The 15,909-nt window shown below is 36.2% G+C and carries 14 protein-coding genes; 12 read left to right on the plus strand and 2 right to left on the minus strand.

Features of this window, described 5'->3' with window-relative positions; genetic code table 11:
* The first annotated feature begins 1 nt into the window (after position 1).
* Complete coding sequence (locus LUD75_RS07930) at positions 2-1,801, plus strand: DUF4153 domain-containing protein (protein ID WP_232705146.1); 1,800 nt, start codon at positions 2-4, stop codon at positions 1,799-1,801.
* 118 nt (positions 1,802-1,919) lie between these two features.
* Here the strand turns inward: LUD75_RS07930 and LUD75_RS07935 are convergent, their stop codons facing one another.
* Positions 1,920-2,279 carry an RNA-binding protein gene (locus LUD75_RS07935; protein ID WP_232705147.1) on the minus strand — a complete coding sequence of 120 codons (360 nt, stop codon included), beginning with the start codon at positions 2,277-2,279 and terminating at the stop codon, positions 1,920-1,922.
* A gap of 153 nt (positions 2,280-2,432) precedes the next feature.
* Positions 2,433-3,293 (minus strand): aldo/keto reductase, encoded by an 861-nt coding sequence (locus LUD75_RS07940; protein ID WP_232705148.1) that lies wholly within the window; start codon positions 3,291-3,293, stop codon positions 2,433-2,435.
* Positions 3,294-3,371: 78 nt separating this feature from the next.
* On the opposite strand from LUD75_RS07940, the gene LUD75_RS07945 reads away from it, so the two are divergent.
* From LUD75_RS07945 to LUD75_RS07995, 11 genes are all read left to right on the plus strand, one after another.
* Positions 3,372-4,823, plus strand: a complete 1,452-nt coding sequence (locus LUD75_RS07945) for a right-handed parallel beta-helix repeat-containing protein (RefSeq protein WP_232705149.1) — start codon at positions 3,372-3,374, stop codon at positions 4,821-4,823.
* Between the two features lie 78 nt (positions 4,824-4,901).
* Positions 4,902-5,432: an AraC family transcriptional regulator gene (locus LUD75_RS07950; RefSeq protein WP_232705150.1), complete on the plus strand. Its 531-nt coding sequence runs from the start codon at positions 4,902-4,904 to the stop codon at positions 5,430-5,432.
* 51 nt (positions 5,433-5,483) lie between these two features.
* Positions 5,484-6,026, plus strand: coding sequence for a helix-turn-helix domain-containing protein (locus LUD75_RS07955; protein WP_232705151.1), 543 nt, complete (start codon positions 5,484-5,486; stop codon positions 6,024-6,026).
* Positions 6,027-6,115: 89 nt separating this feature from the next.
* Positions 6,116-7,027, plus strand: a complete 912-nt coding sequence (locus tag LUD75_RS07960; RefSeq protein WP_232705152.1) for a hypothetical protein — start codon at positions 6,116-6,118, stop codon at positions 7,025-7,027.
* Between the two features lie 80 nt (positions 7,028-7,107).
* Complete coding sequence (locus LUD75_RS07965; RefSeq protein WP_232705153.1) at positions 7,108-8,202, plus strand: hypothetical protein; 1,095 nt, start codon at positions 7,108-7,110, stop codon at positions 8,200-8,202.
* Between the two features lie 74 nt (positions 8,203-8,276).
* On the plus strand, positions 8,277-9,167 hold the full coding sequence (locus LUD75_RS07970) for an EamA family transporter (RefSeq protein WP_232705154.1): 891 nt from the start codon (positions 8,277-8,279) through the stop codon (positions 9,165-9,167).
* A gap of 81 nt (positions 9,168-9,248) precedes the next feature.
* Positions 9,249-10,385: an acyltransferase gene (locus LUD75_RS07975; protein WP_232705155.1), complete on the plus strand. Its 1,137-nt coding sequence runs from the start codon at positions 9,249-9,251 to the stop codon at positions 10,383-10,385.
* A 166-nt stretch (positions 10,386-10,551) separates the two neighbouring features.
* Positions 10,552-11,436, plus strand: a complete 885-nt coding sequence (locus tag LUD75_RS07980; RefSeq protein WP_232705156.1) for an alpha/beta hydrolase — start codon at positions 10,552-10,554, stop codon at positions 11,434-11,436.
* Positions 11,437-11,575: 139 nt separating this feature from the next.
* The gene (locus tag LUD75_RS07985; protein ID WP_232705157.1) at positions 11,576-12,391 is read left to right on the plus strand and encodes a GLPGLI family protein; all 816 of its coding nucleotides are present in this window, start codon (positions 11,576-11,578) and stop codon (positions 12,389-12,391) included.
* A gap of 99 nt (positions 12,392-12,490) precedes the next feature.
* Entirely contained in the window at positions 12,491-12,976 is a 486-nt protein-coding gene (locus tag LUD75_RS07990) for a hypothetical protein (RefSeq protein ID WP_232705158.1), read from the plus strand.
* A gap of 147 nt (positions 12,977-13,123) precedes the next feature.
* On the plus strand, positions 13,124-15,772 hold the full coding sequence (locus LUD75_RS07995; RefSeq protein ID WP_232705159.1) for a copper-translocating P-type ATPase: 2,649 nt from the start codon (positions 13,124-13,126) through the stop codon (positions 15,770-15,772).
* The last annotated feature ends 137 nt before the right edge of the window (positions 15,773-15,909 follow it).

Raw genomic sequence — 15,909 nt, forward strand, 5'->3', positions numbered from 1 at the left:
TATGAATCAAAAGTTAAACGAAATATTCGGGAAAGCGGCTTTTGCCATTCGGCAGTTTCCTTTGGTTTTATTGATGGCTTTAGGTGCTTCGGTTTGCTTGATGTTCATAGCTGATGAAAATTTCCGTACCAGCGAAAAAGTTTTCACGCTGACTAAATTAGCTTTGATTTTCGCATTGGGAATTTCGTTGATGTTTGGTTTGAAGGTGCTTTCGCAAAGAATCGGGAAACAGATTTTGCTGGAAATTGGCGGAATTCTCTTCCTCATCGGATTTTATTTTCTCTTGCCTCAACTCGAAAAAGATTTCACGGAAGTTTACGCTTTTCTGATTGTTCCGACTTTTGTGCTCTCGCATCTTTTTGTTTCATTTGCAGCATTTGTCAAAAAGAAAACCGAGATGGATTTTTGGCAGTACAACAAGAATCTTTTCATCAATATCGTCCTGACTGCGATTTTCACAGGCGTCCTGACTGGCGGAGTCGAATTGGCAATTGTCGCGGTTGACAAACTTTTTGATTTTAATTTCAGTGATCGCGTATTTGCAAAGACTTTCTATTTCTTTTCAATCGTCGGGAGCAGTTTTATCTTCTCTCTTTTCAATGAAAAAGGTTTGGAATATCTGGAAAAAGAAGGCACTTATCCTGTTATTCTAAAATTTTTCACGCAATACATTCTGATTCCACTCCTTATTATATACGTTGTTATTCTGTATTTTTACTCAGCGAAAATATTGATTAATTGGGAGTTGCCAAGAGGTTGGGTTTCCTATCTCGTCCTCGCCTACTCGATTGTTGGGATTTTAGCAATTTTGCTTGTTCATCCTTTGAAAGAAAACTCGGCGAAATCTTGGGTGAAAATGTTCTCGAAGATTTTTTATTTTACATTAATTCCACTATTAATATTACTTTTCACCGCTATTTTCACGAGGATTTTGGAATATGGTTACACCGAACCGAGATACTTTGTAGTCTTACTTTCAATTTGGTTGGCGACGGTTGTTTTCTATTTTATCATTAATAAAAATGCGAGCATCAAATTCATTCCGACGAGTTTATTTGCATTTGGATTGTTTGCGCTGATTATTCCTTTTCTGAATACATTTTCTGTAGCGAAGAGAAGTCAGGAAAATCAATTGATGGAACTTTTAACTAAAAATAAATTACTTGACAACAATCAAAAAATCGATTTCAAAAGACGGATTGTTGACAGCACTGCTACGGAAATTGCGAACAAATTTGAATTTTTGGGCAAACGAAAAGAAACTGAATCTTTATTAAAATTAATTGACGTTAAAAAGCATGAAAATCTAGCCTGGGAAATTAGTCATTCAAAAAATCCATATTCGCTTTATCTTACTGTTAAAGATCAATTTTCGAATATTAAAAAAACCGACAGATCCACTTCCGACTACGAAAGATTAGAACTGATTTCCAATCAACAAATCATCAATGTCACCGATTACGATTATGTTTTCTACTTCAACAGATACAATCACAGCGACAAAACCATTGGCAACGACACCTTTGAAATCTTCGACAGGATCACAGATGAAGAACCGCAATTCAAAGTGATTTTAAATTCTGATGAAGAAGCTGATTTTTCAGCATTGATCAAAGATTTAAAAACCAAATACAAAGGGAAAACCGGAAAAGTAAATTTACCTGAAATGGCAATGGAAGCCGATCTGGAAAAATATCATCTCAAAATGACATTGGGAAATCTGATCATTGAAAAGCACAAAAAAAATCCTTCGCCAACCATAGATTTTGAAAATGCTTATCTGTTAATCAGGAAAAAATAGAATCCTGAAAATATCATTTTTAAATATAAATTGAAATAATATTCCGCACTATTTTAAATTATAGAGCATAAAAAAAGCGATCTAAAAATAGATCGCTTTCTTGTTTTGTTAAGGGATATTACCAACGGCCGCCTCCACCGCCTCCACGGTTTTCTCCACCACCGTAACCACCTCCACGGTTGTTACCACCTCCGTAACCACCACCACGGTTGTTATCGAAAGATCTTCTTGGTTTCTCTTCTCTTGGTCTAGCCTCGGTAACATTTAGTATTTTACCGTTAAATTCTTTCTGATTTAAAGCATCTAATGCTTGTTTTCCTTCTTCGTCTCCCATTTCTACGAAACCAAATCCTTTTGATCTCCCAGTGTCACGGTCAGTAATGATCTTTGCAGAAGTTACTTCTCCAAATTCTTCGAATAATTCTTGCAACTGAAAATCCTTAGTTGCGTAATTGATGTTTGAAACAAAAATGTTCATTTTAAAAAAAATTAAGTTAACTGTTGTTTTATATTATATCAGGAAAAACAACAAAAATGCATTATTGATTTCAAATATAATTTGGTGCAATTTACAATTATTTTCGAATAATTAGAAACTTTCAGATTTTTTTTGAAAAGAATTTAAAATTAATTAATCTACCTCTTTTCCGCAGCTTGCTTCTAGGATTTTGAACCAGTCTATTGCTTCTAAATCAATCATTAAAGCTGATTTTAATCGTCTCAACGTTTCAATTTTTGAAGTTCCGATAACGGGAATTATTCTTGATGGATGTTTCAGGATAAAGGCTAATAAGATTTGATTTTCATCTGCATTATATTTTCCGCAGAGTTCTTTTAAAACATTAGAGATCACAATATTTTGATCCGTTTTTTCCGAGAAATAATTTCCCATTACAGACCACGCCATTGGTCTCATATTTTTCATCATCAGTTGATCCAAAGTCCCGTCATAAAATGAACAGGTTTGATTGACAGAAACTTCAATTTGATTTGTGGCTAATGGAAAATGTTGATTCAGTAATTCAAACTGCGAAACTGAAAAATTACTGACCCCGAATTCCTTTACTTTTCCTTGGGATTTTAAAGTTTCAAAAACTTTGGCAATTTCTTCCGGATTCAATAATGGTGAAGGACGATGCAAAAGTAGAAGATCCAGATAATCCGTTTTTAAATTACTAAGACTTTCATTAACACAATTAAAAATATAATCTGAGCTGTAGTTGTAATATTTGAGCGCTGATGGTTTTTTCTCAGAATTCATCACGATGCCGCATTTGGAAATCAATTGGATTTTTTCCCTGTCCAAATTCATTTCTTTCCATGCATTTCCAAACAGTTCTTCTGTGGTATGGCCGCCGTAAATATCTGCGTGGTCAAAAGTCGTAATTTCTTCTTCCAGACAAACTTCTATCAATTCCTGAACTTTTCTTTCGGAATGATTGGCACCCCAAATGCCCCAACGCATTGTTCCCGCTATTAATTCTGAATACATATTAGCAATTTTTTACAAATATATTATGTTAAACAGAAAATTCATTAATAAATTTGATATTCGAAAAATAATCGACTTATGAAAAAAATCACTCTTTTGTTTGTAATGAGCTGCGCATTTTTGCAGGCTCAGTTTACAACACCTAACAATGGCACCAGTTACACCTTAACCAGTTTATCTGCCGCTGCACCAACGGTTTTGGTCAAGAGCGGAACAGATTACACACTGACTGCAGACCTCACGCTTGCTGCTACAGACAAACTTCTGATCGACGAAAACACCACTTTGAAAGTGAATTCCGGTGTTGCGATTTTTGTTTACGGCGAATATAAAACGACTGCATCCAACTTTACAATCACTGCAAGCACCATCGGAAGTCCGTACCGAGGCATCCGTTTTGAAGAAGGGTCTGTAGCGGAAATGAAAAACACCCGAATCGAATATGGCGGAGGAGTGCGCGTACTAACTGCAAATCCGTTTTTGATGGACAACTGTATTCTTTATAAAAATAACAATTCAGGAACCACGAATGTTGCGAGCAGTGCGGCATTAGCATTGTTTCAGGGAAAAGGACACGTGGTGAAAAACTCTCAGTTTCTTGAGAATTCCAGAGCGGGAATCAATTCCGGCGCATCCGGTTCTGTTTCCATTGATATCATTAATAATTATTTCTACGGCAATACGACAGATGCGAACGGCAATTACCCACAAATCAATATGGGACCAGGCGGTGTAGATTCTACGAGAGTCATAAACAATACCATTATCGGCAACAGGCTGAATATCAAAGCTGGAGGCGTTTCGGTTTCCGGTTTGCTTGGCGGTACTAACAGATTCCGTATAGAGGGCAACACAATCAGAGACAACCGTTATGGAATCACACATCAGGGTGCAGGAAGTACAGGAATTATCCGAAATAATATCATCGAAAATAACAACAGCGAAAATCTGCCCAACCTTGGCGGAAGCGGAATTTCTCTTACAGCAACTTCTAAAGTAACAGTAAGAAACAATCAAATCCGCGGAAATCTTTGGGGAATTACAATTTTGAGCAATGCTGTGCTTGATTTGGGAACTGCAACGGATGAAGGGAATAATATTTTCAAAAACAACGTAAACGCAGGAAACACAGTCGCGTTTTTCAACAACACACCAAATGCTGTAAGTGCAATCGGAAACTGCTGGAGAGAAGGCGAACTTTCCGATGACGCAATGGTAGCCGCTGTGATCGGAAGTCAGACTGCAAATACGGTGACCTACAAGCCTTATAAATGTGCCCAAAGCCTGGCTGTTTCTGATTTTTCGAAATCCAAAATCAGCATTTATCCAAACCCGAGCAAAAACCATTTCTATCTTGAAACTGAAAATGCAGGAAATATTGTGATTCAGGATCTTAGCGGGAAAGTGGTTCATTCTGCAATCGTTATTAAAGGAAAGAATGAAATCACTACCAATCTTCAATCTGGCGTTTACATCATCACCCAACAATCAGAAGGTAAGAAATTAAATACCAAATTGATTATCAAATAATTAATTAGATTAAATTTTCTAAAAGCATCACAAATCTGTGGTGCTTTTTTCGTATGCAGATTTTGACTAAATTTGAATATGAAAATCTCTGTCAAAAATATGGTTTGCAACCGCTGCATTTCTGCCGTTCAGGCTATTTTTGATGAACTCAAAATTGAAATTTCAAACATCGATCTTGGTGAAGTTGAAACTAAAGGACAGGTTTCCGGAAATAATTTGGCATCACTCAATTCCAAATTAAAATCGACAGGATTTGAAATTCTTGAAGATTCCTCCAAAAAGCAAATTGAGAAAATCAAAAACCTCATCATCCAAAAGATTTCTGAGGAAGACATTGCAGAAAATTTTATTCTGTCTGAGTTTATAATTTCGGGATTACATAAAGATTACAGCGCAATTTCCAAACTATTTTCACTGAACGAGAATGTAACTTTGGAACAGTATTTCATCCTTCAGAAAATTGAGAAAGTAAAAGAATTGCTGCTTTACAAAGAGTTTAATCTCACCGAAATTTCACTTAAACTTGGTTACAAAAGCGTGCAGCATTTATCAAATCAGTTTAAGAAAATCACAGGCTTCTCTCCTACTCAGTTTTTGAATTCTAAGTAAAAGCGGATTGCTTTGGATAAGGTGTAATTACTGGTAAAATTTAGAATTAAGATGCAACCGAACCTCAAAATACTTCGCGAACAGAAAAACCTGACACAATCCGAACTGGCGGAAAAGTCCGGGCTTTCTCTGCGCACGATCCAAAGAATTGAGGCTGGAAATATTCCGAAAGGTTTTACGCTGAAAGCCATTACGAATGCGCTGGAAATTGAACCTGAAAAACTGCTTGCAGCTGACGAACAAAACCCTACCATTGACAGAGCAAAACTGATCAACCTTTCCGCACTGTCCGGATTGATTATTCCCTTTGGCAGCATCATTTTTCCGTTAATTTTAACTTATAAAACCAAAGATTCTACGAACAAAGAATTGGGGAAAAGCATCGTCAGTGTTCATATTATTTTAACCGTGATTCTTTCCGTTTTAATGATCATTTCGCCATTTCTTCAAAAAGCTGTTTCAATCAAATTTCCGCTTTTCATAGTGCCGTTGATCCTCTTTCTTTCATTAAAACTATTTATTATTATCAAAAATGGCATCAGCCTGAACCAAAACAACGAACTCAGCATCAAACTGAAAACCAACTTCTTATAATACAAGTCATAAAACTGACGTAAAATTGTCATATCAAATTTGATAAGAATAAGATGTCAAAATCCGAATCTTGCAGAAAAAATTTGACAATGAAACTTTTTAAAAAAATCGCCTTCGGAATTCTCACCGTTTTGATCCTGATGTTGGCTGGCGGCTACATTTATTTTGACCGGAAGTTTACGCCTGAAAAGAATTATTTAACAGTTAAAAACGAAAGCGGCAATATTCCCATTAACTGGCTTGGCAAAGAGAAAAATGTTTTGCTTCTCCCAATTCATTTTTCGGGAAATCCGGAAACTTATTATCTGCAATTTGATACAGGTTCGCCTTACACCGTTTTTTATTCAAATTCCATCAAAAATATTAACGAAATCAAGACGAATAATGACCGTGCAAAAACTTCATTCTTCGTTGGAAAAACTCAAATCTCTTCTTCGAATTTTAAAATATTTAATATTGAAAAAGACGGCCAGTCAGATTCTCTAAAAATCATTGGAACAATTGGCGCAGATATTCTGGAAGACAGAAAAACCGTGATTAATTTTAAGGAAAGTTATGTTACTCTAAATCTAAAAAACGTTCCTAAAAATTTCAAAAACAACCTCGTCGATTTTAAATTCAAAAAGAGAAAAATCATTATTCCCGGAGTTTTGAAAGGTGAAGAACGGAAATTCCTGTACGATTCCGGAACCAGCGCTTACGAATTTCTGACTTACAAAGAAGAATGGCAAAATCTGAAATCAAAAAGTTCCAAAGTGAAAATCGAAAAATCCAGAAGCTGGAACAATATTTTGACCACTTACACCGCGAACTGCCATCAAAATATCAGATTCAAAAACCAGGAAATTCCTGTGGAGGAAATCACCTATGTAGAAGGTTTTTCCAATGCACAGTTTTCACTGATGAAATTCTCGGGAATGACGGGAATGCTTGGAAACAAGATCTTTTTGAAGAACAGTATTTTCATCGATTGTAAAGATTTTAAAATCGGAATTGATTAAAAATGATTTGAAATTGTTTAGAATTCTTAGTCAATGCTTAATTTTGGATATTATAAAACAAATAATCATTCAAAAATTAAATGGAAAAAGAATTCAGATCATTTGAAAAATCAATAAAAAAGAAACACAGCTTCAGCTTTACACCAAAATATAAAGAGGACTTTAGAACGCAAGTTAGCGAAAAAGCTTTTATCTCAATAGCTAACGACGTTTTTGAAAAACTTGACTGGGAAATTGGTTACATAAATGCAAATACAATTCAAGCTAAAAGAAAGGAAAGTTCATTAGGATTTTCTCAATTTACGGAAGGCATCAGTGTTAACTTTGAGTATGGGAAAATCACTGTTAAAAGTGAATCTTTAGGGAATGAAATGTGGGATAACGGGAGAAATTCTAAAAGAGTAAAATTATTTATTTTTGTTTTTAAAGAAATTGAAAAAAGTTACGATAGAAACGCACTTAAAGAACTCGAGAAAGAAATAGAAAAACAACAAAATTGGGATAATTATGAAATTCCAAAAAATTTACCCAAAGAAAAGAAGTCAAAAATCCCTAAATTTTCAATTGTAATAATTGGCTCCGCTGTAATTGCAATAATATTAGGCTATTTACTCGCAACAGTTTCGGTAAACGGAAAATATATTATTGGACTTTTCGAAGTTTTAATTGCAATAGCAATAACTTTTTCCTATAAATATCTAATCAAACTTTCAAATTTTGTTGATTTTAATAAATTGCTCTATGTTCTAGCTGGGACAATTTTATCAACATATATCTTAAATCAGTATCTTCAATATGAACTGATTTTACGAGAAAATAATTATGAAAGAATTGGCTTTTTTAATTTCATTATTATGAGACTTCAAGCCGGACTAAAAATTAAAGACTTAGACACTGCTTGGATTGGTTTAATTATAAGTTGGATAATTCAGATTGGTCTGACTTATCTTATCTCTTATGTGAGATTAGCATCCATTGTTACAAGATATAAAATTGAAAGAATTCCAGCAGAAGTAATAGATTTTGCTTTTTATAATGCTGTCAAGAATAAAACAGAGGAAGAAATAAGAAATCTATTGTCTGCGAAAGGATGGAAAAACAAACAAAATCAAGACGAAATTTTTGAAGCAATTGGAGCAATACAAGATGCAAATGAATTAAGTAAAATAAGTTAAAAAGCACTTTTTAAGCAGGCAAGATTCAACAAAAGTTCTCTACTTTTGCAAATGATTCCAAAAGAAACAACCATTTGAACAATCTTAAATATTATCTCGCTGCCATCACTGCATTCACACTTTGGGGCACCTTCAGTCTCGTTTTAAAACCACTTCATTCTTTTGCATCGTCGGATATTCTTTTTTATCGCGTGTTCAGTTGTGCAATAATAATGACGGTGGTTTCTCTTCTTTTTAAAAGAAAAACACTGACGGAAAACCTCAGCTATTTCAAATCCATATCCAAAAAAAGCAAAAGAGATCTGATAGTTTTGAATATTGGCAGCAGCATTTTACTTACGGCAAACTGGTTTTCATTTATTTATGTAATGAACCACGTGAGCGTGCGGGCGACTTCGGTAGCATATTTGGTCTGTCCGATTATCACGACAATCCTCGCTTATTTCTTGCTGAAAGATAAACTTTCGAAACTCCAGTGGCTGTCGGTTTTCCTAAGTCTTGCAGGATGTATTTTGCTGTCGTATGCCAATATGATTGATATGTTTTACAGCAGTCTCATTGGGTTTACGTACGCCGCTTATCTTGTGAGTCAGAATAAGAACAAGCAGTTTGATAAGTTTTTGATTCTTAATTTTCACATTCTTCTGTCAGCTTTGATTTTGCTGCCATTTTTCCCGGCCTATTCCGGAAGTTTCATTACCGATTTTAAGTTTTACGTTTACATTGAGATTATTGCCGTGATGTACACGATAGTCCCATTATTACTGAATCTTTTTGCACTTTCTGGCATCAGTTCCTCAAAGGTTGGGATGATTCTGAACATCAATCCTATTATTGCGTTTGCTTTGTCCGGCATAGTTTACCACGAACCTTTGGGCGCATTGCAGATTTTCGCTTACGCTTTGATATTTTTAGCTGTGATTGTTTTTAATGGCAAAGAGATTATTTCGTTCAGGAAAACTTGAAAAAACTTTGGTTACAGGATATTTTTTTAACAAACAAATTTTAATATTTTTAAATTTGCCACATTAAAAAACTATCAAACGATGAAAAAACTATTCAGAATCGAGATTGATGTTAACAGAATCTACGGTCTGGACATTATGAGATTTTTCGCTATTATGTCAGTCGTAATTTCGCACGCCGCAACGCTTCTCTCTGATAAAATTAAAAAAATAACGGAATATTTTGCGTTTGATGGAGTGTCTATCTTTTTTGTACTGAGTGGTTTTTTAATTGGAGGAATTCTTATTAAGCTGATCAATAATAAAGGCATCAATAGCAAAGTCATCAAAAATTTCTGGATCAGAAGATGGTTCAGAACCATACCAAATTATTTCCTGATACTTACAGTCCTTGTACTATTACACACTCTTTACGATCCAAATTTCAGTTTTAGAGATTCCTTGAAATATTTCTATTTCTCGCAAAATATTTATACACCACATCCTGCTCATTTCTTTCCCGAAGCCTGGAGTTTGAGTGTAGAGGAATGGTTTTATCTCATACTGCCTTTATTGATAATGACGCTGTCTTTCACATTTAAAGGATCCCAAAGAACAGCAATATTAGTAAGTTGTCTTCTGATAATTGTGTCCGTAACTCTTTTCAGAAGTTACAGATATTTCTCGCTATCAGATTTGAATATTTCGGGCTGGGATATATTTTTCCGAAAACAGGTCATCACAAGATTGGACAGTCTTATGTTTGGCGTTTTAGCTGCGTATTGTCACTTTTACCATTACAAAAGTTGGATCAGGCATAAGAAATTGCTCCTGGTGATTGGCGTTGCTCTTATTTTATTCGAAAGATTCTACCTTTCACAATATATACCAATTAGCAGTTTCTACGCCTGCGTTCTCAGTTTTACCCTTGTTTCTGCCGCCACAGCAATGTTGTTGCCGTTTCTCAACGAGTTTAAAGCTGTTAAAGGTGGATTATTGTTTAGAGTAATAACTTACATCAGTTTGATATCTTATTCAATGTATCTGATTAACTACACACTGATCCAAAAATTTATGATTAATGCAATTCCGTGGGAATATCTGTCAGACAATTATAAAATTATCATGGTTGTTAGATATGGATTTTACTGGGCGCTTGTCATTTTAATGTCAATTCTTATTTACAAATATTTTGAGATCCCGATGACCAAAATGAGAGAAAAGTTCCGCCAGAGATAATTTAAAAACATCTGTCGCATCAAGATTTCTCGACACTTCACAAAACTGTGATATTGCTGGCTTTAAATGATTTTACTAACAAAACGATTTTTAAAATTCAGGAAGAGAAATTAGTTTAATAATCTTGCGGAATTAAAGTTAAATTTGAATCACATAATTCCTAAAGATGAAACAAATACTGACTTCTCTCCTATTCTCCATATCCGCATTGTTGATAGCACAAAACCAAATGCCGACGCCGGATGAAGTTCGTGTCTCAATAGCAAAAAGCATCACAGATTTGAATGTGAAACCGGAATCTGTAACATTCGTCGAAAATAAGTTTGTAGATTCTATTCCCATCAGGATTTATAATCCCAATCCTAGAAAGAAGTTGCCCATCATTTATCTCGTTCACGGCGCAGTTTGGGTAGCCGGCGATCTGGAAACCCACGACAACATCTGCCGTTATCTCGCCAATCATACCGAAGCAATTGTTGTGGCAGTCCATTACAGAAGAGCGCCGGAATACAAATTTCCTGCTGCTTTTGATGACAGCTACTCAGTTATGAAATGGATTTCGTCCAACAGCGAAAAACTCAACAGCGATGGGAAACTCATATTGATCGGCGACAGCGCAGGCGGACAATTGGTTGCTTCGCTTTGTTTGATGAATGCCTCGGTGGAAAAACCAATCCCTGTAACGGCGCAGGTACTTGTAGATCCTGCTTTGGATCTTTCGAATGGCTCAGATTCTTATTCTGCTTACGGTTTTTTCATTGATTGGTATCTGCATAAAACAGACAACACCAATGATCTCCGCATATCGCCTCTTCTGGCAAAAGACTTTACGAAAGTTCCTAAAACCATCATAGCAGTCGCAGAGCACGACAGAATCAGTGATGAAGGCGAACGTTATCATAAGAAACTTTTGGATGCTGGCGTGAGTTCAGTTTTATATGTTCAGCCAAATGTGGGTCATCTTGGGGCCGATTGGTGTGCGGGAAGTGAGAGAGCTTTTCCGACGATGAAATTTGTTGTGGAAGAGTTGAAAAAAGTTTTGGAAGAATGAAATTGATGAGAAGTCAAAGAATAAAATCAACAAGAGTAAATAGATTATTTATAAGTTTTATTTAACAAAGTTTGTGAATTTTTGTGAGGAAAAATGGCTGCGGATCTAGCTATATTTACTTCAACAAAAACTTTTGACAATGAAAAACATTTACATTTTAATTTTACTTTTTTTATTCAATTTTACTTTCGGGCAAAACAAACAATTTCTCTACGAATACAAGTTCATTCCCGACTCCACTAACAAAGCGGATATCCGCACCGAAATGATGGTTCTGAATATCCAGAAAGACAGATCCGAATTTTATAGTTTTGAAAGATATTCCATAGATTCTACAATGCTGGTTGCTGTGAATAAAGGTTTATTTGCACCGGCTCCGGACAAGGAAACGGTGAATGACAGAATTATAAAATACCCTAATTCTAATCAGATCGTTTATAACACATTCGTGGTGTGGGACAAATACAAAGTGAAACAAGATGTCCAGTTCGATTGGAAGCTGACCAATGAGTTTGCCAAAATCCTGAATTACGATGTCCAAAAAGCGACGACAGAATTTGGAGGCAGAAAATGGACAGCCTGGTTTACGAAAGAAATCCCAATTCCCGACGGCCCTTACAAATTCAAAGGTTTACCGGGCTTAATTCTAAAACTGGAAGACAGTAATAAAAATCACGTTTTTGAGATGAAAGGAATCAAGTCTGGTCAGGAACAATTCGTCTATCCGAATTTGGGTAGCTACAAAGAATTTGAACTTAATAACACTCAATTCCTTAAAAAATTTAAAGATTTCCGTCAAAACCCTACTGCAGGTTTAGCAAGCATTATTCCTGACCAACGAGACTCAGAAGGCAAATTCAGAACTTCAGCCGAAATTATAAAGGAACTGAATCAGCAGTGGATGGAAAGACTTGCAAAAGACAATAATCTGATCGAATTAAATCTTTTGAAATAAATATCTAGTTAAGACCATAAAGTTATTTAGATTCATTAAAAATAACTTTGCGACACCGTCTTTTTTAACTATTTTTACCTCATTAAATTTAATCGAAAAATGAGAAAACTAATATTCGGAGGCATACTCACTTTAGGAGGATTGATGATCGCCAACGCTCAGTGCAAAACAGTTTCCACGCTGACAGAAAATTTTGACACCTGGAAAGACATCAATTCCTGTTGGTCTGTTCAGAAAGGAAAAGCAATGCTGTACGCCAGTGAGAAGAAGATCATCTTCTATTCTATGAATGATCCAAAAGAAAATATGTACCTCATCACACCAAAGATCAAAGCGGGAAACTACACGCTAAGCCTTGATGTGACGGATAATGGAGGAGAAACAACTTTGGAAATCCTGTCCATCCAAAACGCTTTAAACCCTAAAACTTTTGCCACCATCGCAAAACCTGTGAAAATTGGAAAAGACAAAAAAGTATTCAACATCTCATTGAAAAAAGACAGCAATTTGGGTCTAAAAGTAATGCTGAATGGCGTGCATCAAGCCGTTTATTTGGACAATCTTTCTTTGAAACCGAGAAAATAAACGACAGATTTTTCAATCTTATTAGTATAGAATGAACCTTCAGACATTTCTGGAGGTTTTTGTTTTAATTGGATATAACATCTTTCCATTTATTTACAACACATTCCATTCTATTTTTCAGAAATTTGTAATTGTAAATTTCAAATAATGGAAAACCACACTCACCATAATCACGACAACCTTCACCCAAACCAAAGAATTTCTCCAAGTTCCGTCTATTATTGCCCGATGGAATGCGAAGGCGAGAAACTCTACTTCAAGCAAGGCCGATGTACGGTCTGCAATATGTTTCTCGTTCCGATTGAAGAAAGAGAAGACCAACGAAACAAACCGAAGACCTATTCCAAAACCAATCTTCCGGAAAGTTTCAAAGATAAAATCGGTGAATACTTTTGCCCCATGTTCTGCGAAAGTGACAAAACCTACGAATCAGATTCCGGTTGCCCGGTTTGTCATATGCATTTGGAGGAAATCACAGAAGATTTGGTCATAAGTCAGAAGCTGGAAGCTGGAAGTTCACACACACAGCAAAACACCAAAAACCATACACCAAACACCCATCAAGAAGGAAAATACTATTGCCCAATGTTTTGCGAAGGCGACAAGGTTTACGATTCCAACATTGGCTGTCCGGTCTGCGGAATGGATCTCGTAAAGATTCCCGAAAAGAAGGCCACAGAATATACTTGCCCGATGCATCCGGAAATTACCCAAAACGAACCCGGCAATTGTCCGATCTGCGGTATGGATCTCGTCCCAAAACCTTCCAAAAACAATGATCACGAAGACGAAACGTACAAAATCCTGAAAAGAAAATTTTGGATTTCCGTCGCATTCTCGGTTCCGGTTTTTATTTTATCAATGGGCGGAATGTGGATTGAATGGCCATTTTCGCATCAGGTTCAGGCGATTTTGGAATTAATATTATCGATTCCTGTCATTTTCTACGCAGGCTGGTTTATCCTGAAGCGTGGCTGGGTTTCTTTCAAAACCTGGAATCTGAATATGTTTTCATTAATCGCTTTGGGTGTTGCAGCGGCATTAATTTTCAGTTTGGTTGCATTAATAAATCCAAATATTTTGCCTCACGAATTAGCTCACGGCGATTCTGTTCCACTCTATTTTGAGTCTGTTTGTGTGATCCTGACTTTGGTGATAATGGGACAAATGCTGGAAGCCAGTGCGCACCAAAGAACCGGGAAAGCCATTGAAGCATTGATGAACCTATCGCCTGATACCGCCAATCTGGTTGAGAATGGAAATGAGAAGAAAGTTGCTTTATCCGAAATTAAAGTCAATGATATTTTAAGAGTAAAACCCGGCGAAAAAATCCCTGTGGACGGAACGATTTCGGAAGGAAATTCCAATATCGATGAATCGATGATTACGGGCGAACCGATTCCTGTAGAGAAAAAATCCGGCGATAAAGTTACTTCCGGAACCATCAATGGCAACGGATCTTTCCTGATGAAAACTGAAAAAATAGGCGACGAAACCCTGCTTTCCAAGATCATCAAAATGGTGAATGATGCCAGCAGAACCAAAGCACCAATTCAGAAACTTGCCGATAAAGTTTCCAGGATATTTGTTCCGACTGTGATTGCGATTTCTGTTTTAACATTTGTTTTATGGTATATTTTCGGAGGTGAAAATAAATTAACTTATGCTTTTGTAAACGCCGTTGCTGTCTTGATTGTCGCTTGCCCTTGCGCTCTCGGATTGGCAACACCTATGAGTCTGATGGTCGGAATTGGGAAGGGTGCGCAGAATGGAATCCTAATCAAGAATGCTGAAGCCTTGGAAGAAATGCACAAAATCAATGTGCTCATAACCGATAAAACCGGAACGTTGACTGAAGGTAAACCAAGCTTAGAAAACATAGAGACTTTTGAAAACGCAGATCAAAATGAAATCCTGAAACTAGCCGCTTCACTCAATCAAAATTCCGAACATCCATTGTCCAATGCCGTTTTGAATCAATTTAAAAAATCCTTCGACTCCGCTCAGGATGACAAGTTTGATAAAGTAGAAAACTTTGAAAATATCTCAGGGAAAGGCGTGAGAGGAATCATTAATCAAGAAGAAATTCTGCTGGGAAATGAATCTTTATTAAAACATTTTAATATTAATGTCCCGGAAGATTTAAAACAAAAAGTCATTGCAAAACAAAACGAAGCGAAAACCATTTCTTACTTGGCAAAAGGCGGAAAAGTGCTGGGATTTTTAAGTTTTTCCGACCAAATCAAACCAACATCAAACCAAGCCATTCAATTTCTTCAAAGTCAGAATATCGAAGTGATCATGATGACCGGCGATAATGAAAACACCGCAAAAGCTGTAGCTGAAGAACTCGGCATCAAGAACTTCAAAGCCAATTGTCTTCCTGAAGATAAAATGAACGAGATCAAAAAACTTCAAAGTGGAGGAAAAATCGTGGCAATGACAGGCGACGGAATCAATGATGCGCCAGCTTTGGCACAAGCCAACATCGGAATTGCGATGGGAACAGGAACTGATGTGGCGATTGAAAGTGCAGAAATCACTCTGGTAAAAGGCGATATTCTCGGCGTTGCAAAAGCGAAAATCCTCAGTGAAAAATTATTGAGAAACATCAAAGAAAATTTGTTCTTCGCCTTTATTTATAACGTTTTGGGAATTCCGCTCGCCGCAGGATTGCTCTACCCTTTCTTCGGCATTTTATTGAGTCCGATGATTGCGGCCGCAGCAATGAGTTTCAGTTCGGTCTCCGTAATCCTGAATTCTTTGAGACTGAATAATGCGAAGCTGGATATTTGATTTGAACCACAAAAGTCACAAAAGGAAATTGTTAAACTGATGATTGAAAAGAGCAAAAAAGTAAATCTAATGAAAATTTTTTTGAACTTTCATCTGCATAAAATTTAATTATAAACTTTTGTGACTTTTGTGGTTTC

The sequence above is a fragment of the Epilithonimonas sp. JDS genome (assembly GCF_021261315.1).
Classification (GTDB): Bacteria; Bacteroidota; Bacteroidia; order Flavobacteriales; family Weeksellaceae; genus Epilithonimonas.

Bases quoted from the DNA above. Each gene is read 5' to 3' on its own strand.
- LUD75_RS07930 (WP_232705146.1), top strand. From the start codon at position 2: ATGAATCAAAAGTTAAACGAAATATTCGGGAAAGCGGCTTTTGCCATT.
- LUD75_RS07935 (WP_232705147.1), bottom strand. From the start codon at position 2,279: ATGAACATTTTTGTTTCAAACATCAATTACGCAACTAAGGATTTTCAG.
- LUD75_RS07940 (WP_232705148.1), bottom strand. From the start codon at position 3,293: ATGTATTCAGAATTAATAGCGGGAACAATGCGTTGGGGCATTTGGGGT.
- LUD75_RS07945 (WP_232705149.1), top strand. From the start codon at position 3,372: ATGAAAAAAATCACTCTTTTGTTTGTAATGAGCTGCGCATTTTTGCAG.
- LUD75_RS07950 (WP_232705150.1), top strand. From the start codon at position 4,902: ATGAAAATCTCTGTCAAAAATATGGTTTGCAACCGCTGCATTTCTGCC.
- LUD75_RS07955 (WP_232705151.1), top strand. From the start codon at position 5,484: ATGCAACCGAACCTCAAAATACTTCGCGAACAGAAAAACCTGACACAA.
- LUD75_RS07960 (WP_232705152.1), top strand. From the start codon at position 6,116: ATGAAACTTTTTAAAAAAATCGCCTTCGGAATTCTCACCGTTTTGATC.
- LUD75_RS07965 (WP_232705153.1), top strand. From the start codon at position 7,108: ATGGAAAAAGAATTCAGATCATTTGAAAAATCAATAAAAAAGAAACAC.
- LUD75_RS07975 (WP_232705155.1), top strand. From the start codon at position 9,249: ATGAAAAAACTATTCAGAATCGAGATTGATGTTAACAGAATCTACGGT.
- LUD75_RS07980 (WP_232705156.1), top strand. From the start codon at position 10,552: ATGAAACAAATACTGACTTCTCTCCTATTCTCCATATCCGCATTGTTG.
- LUD75_RS07985 (WP_232705157.1), top strand. From the start codon at position 11,576: ATGAAAAACATTTACATTTTAATTTTACTTTTTTTATTCAATTTTACT.
- LUD75_RS07990 (WP_232705158.1), top strand. From the start codon at position 12,491: ATGAGAAAACTAATATTCGGAGGCATACTCACTTTAGGAGGATTGATG.
- LUD75_RS07995 (WP_232705159.1), top strand. From the start codon at position 13,124: ATGGAAAACCACACTCACCATAATCACGACAACCTTCACCCAAACCAA.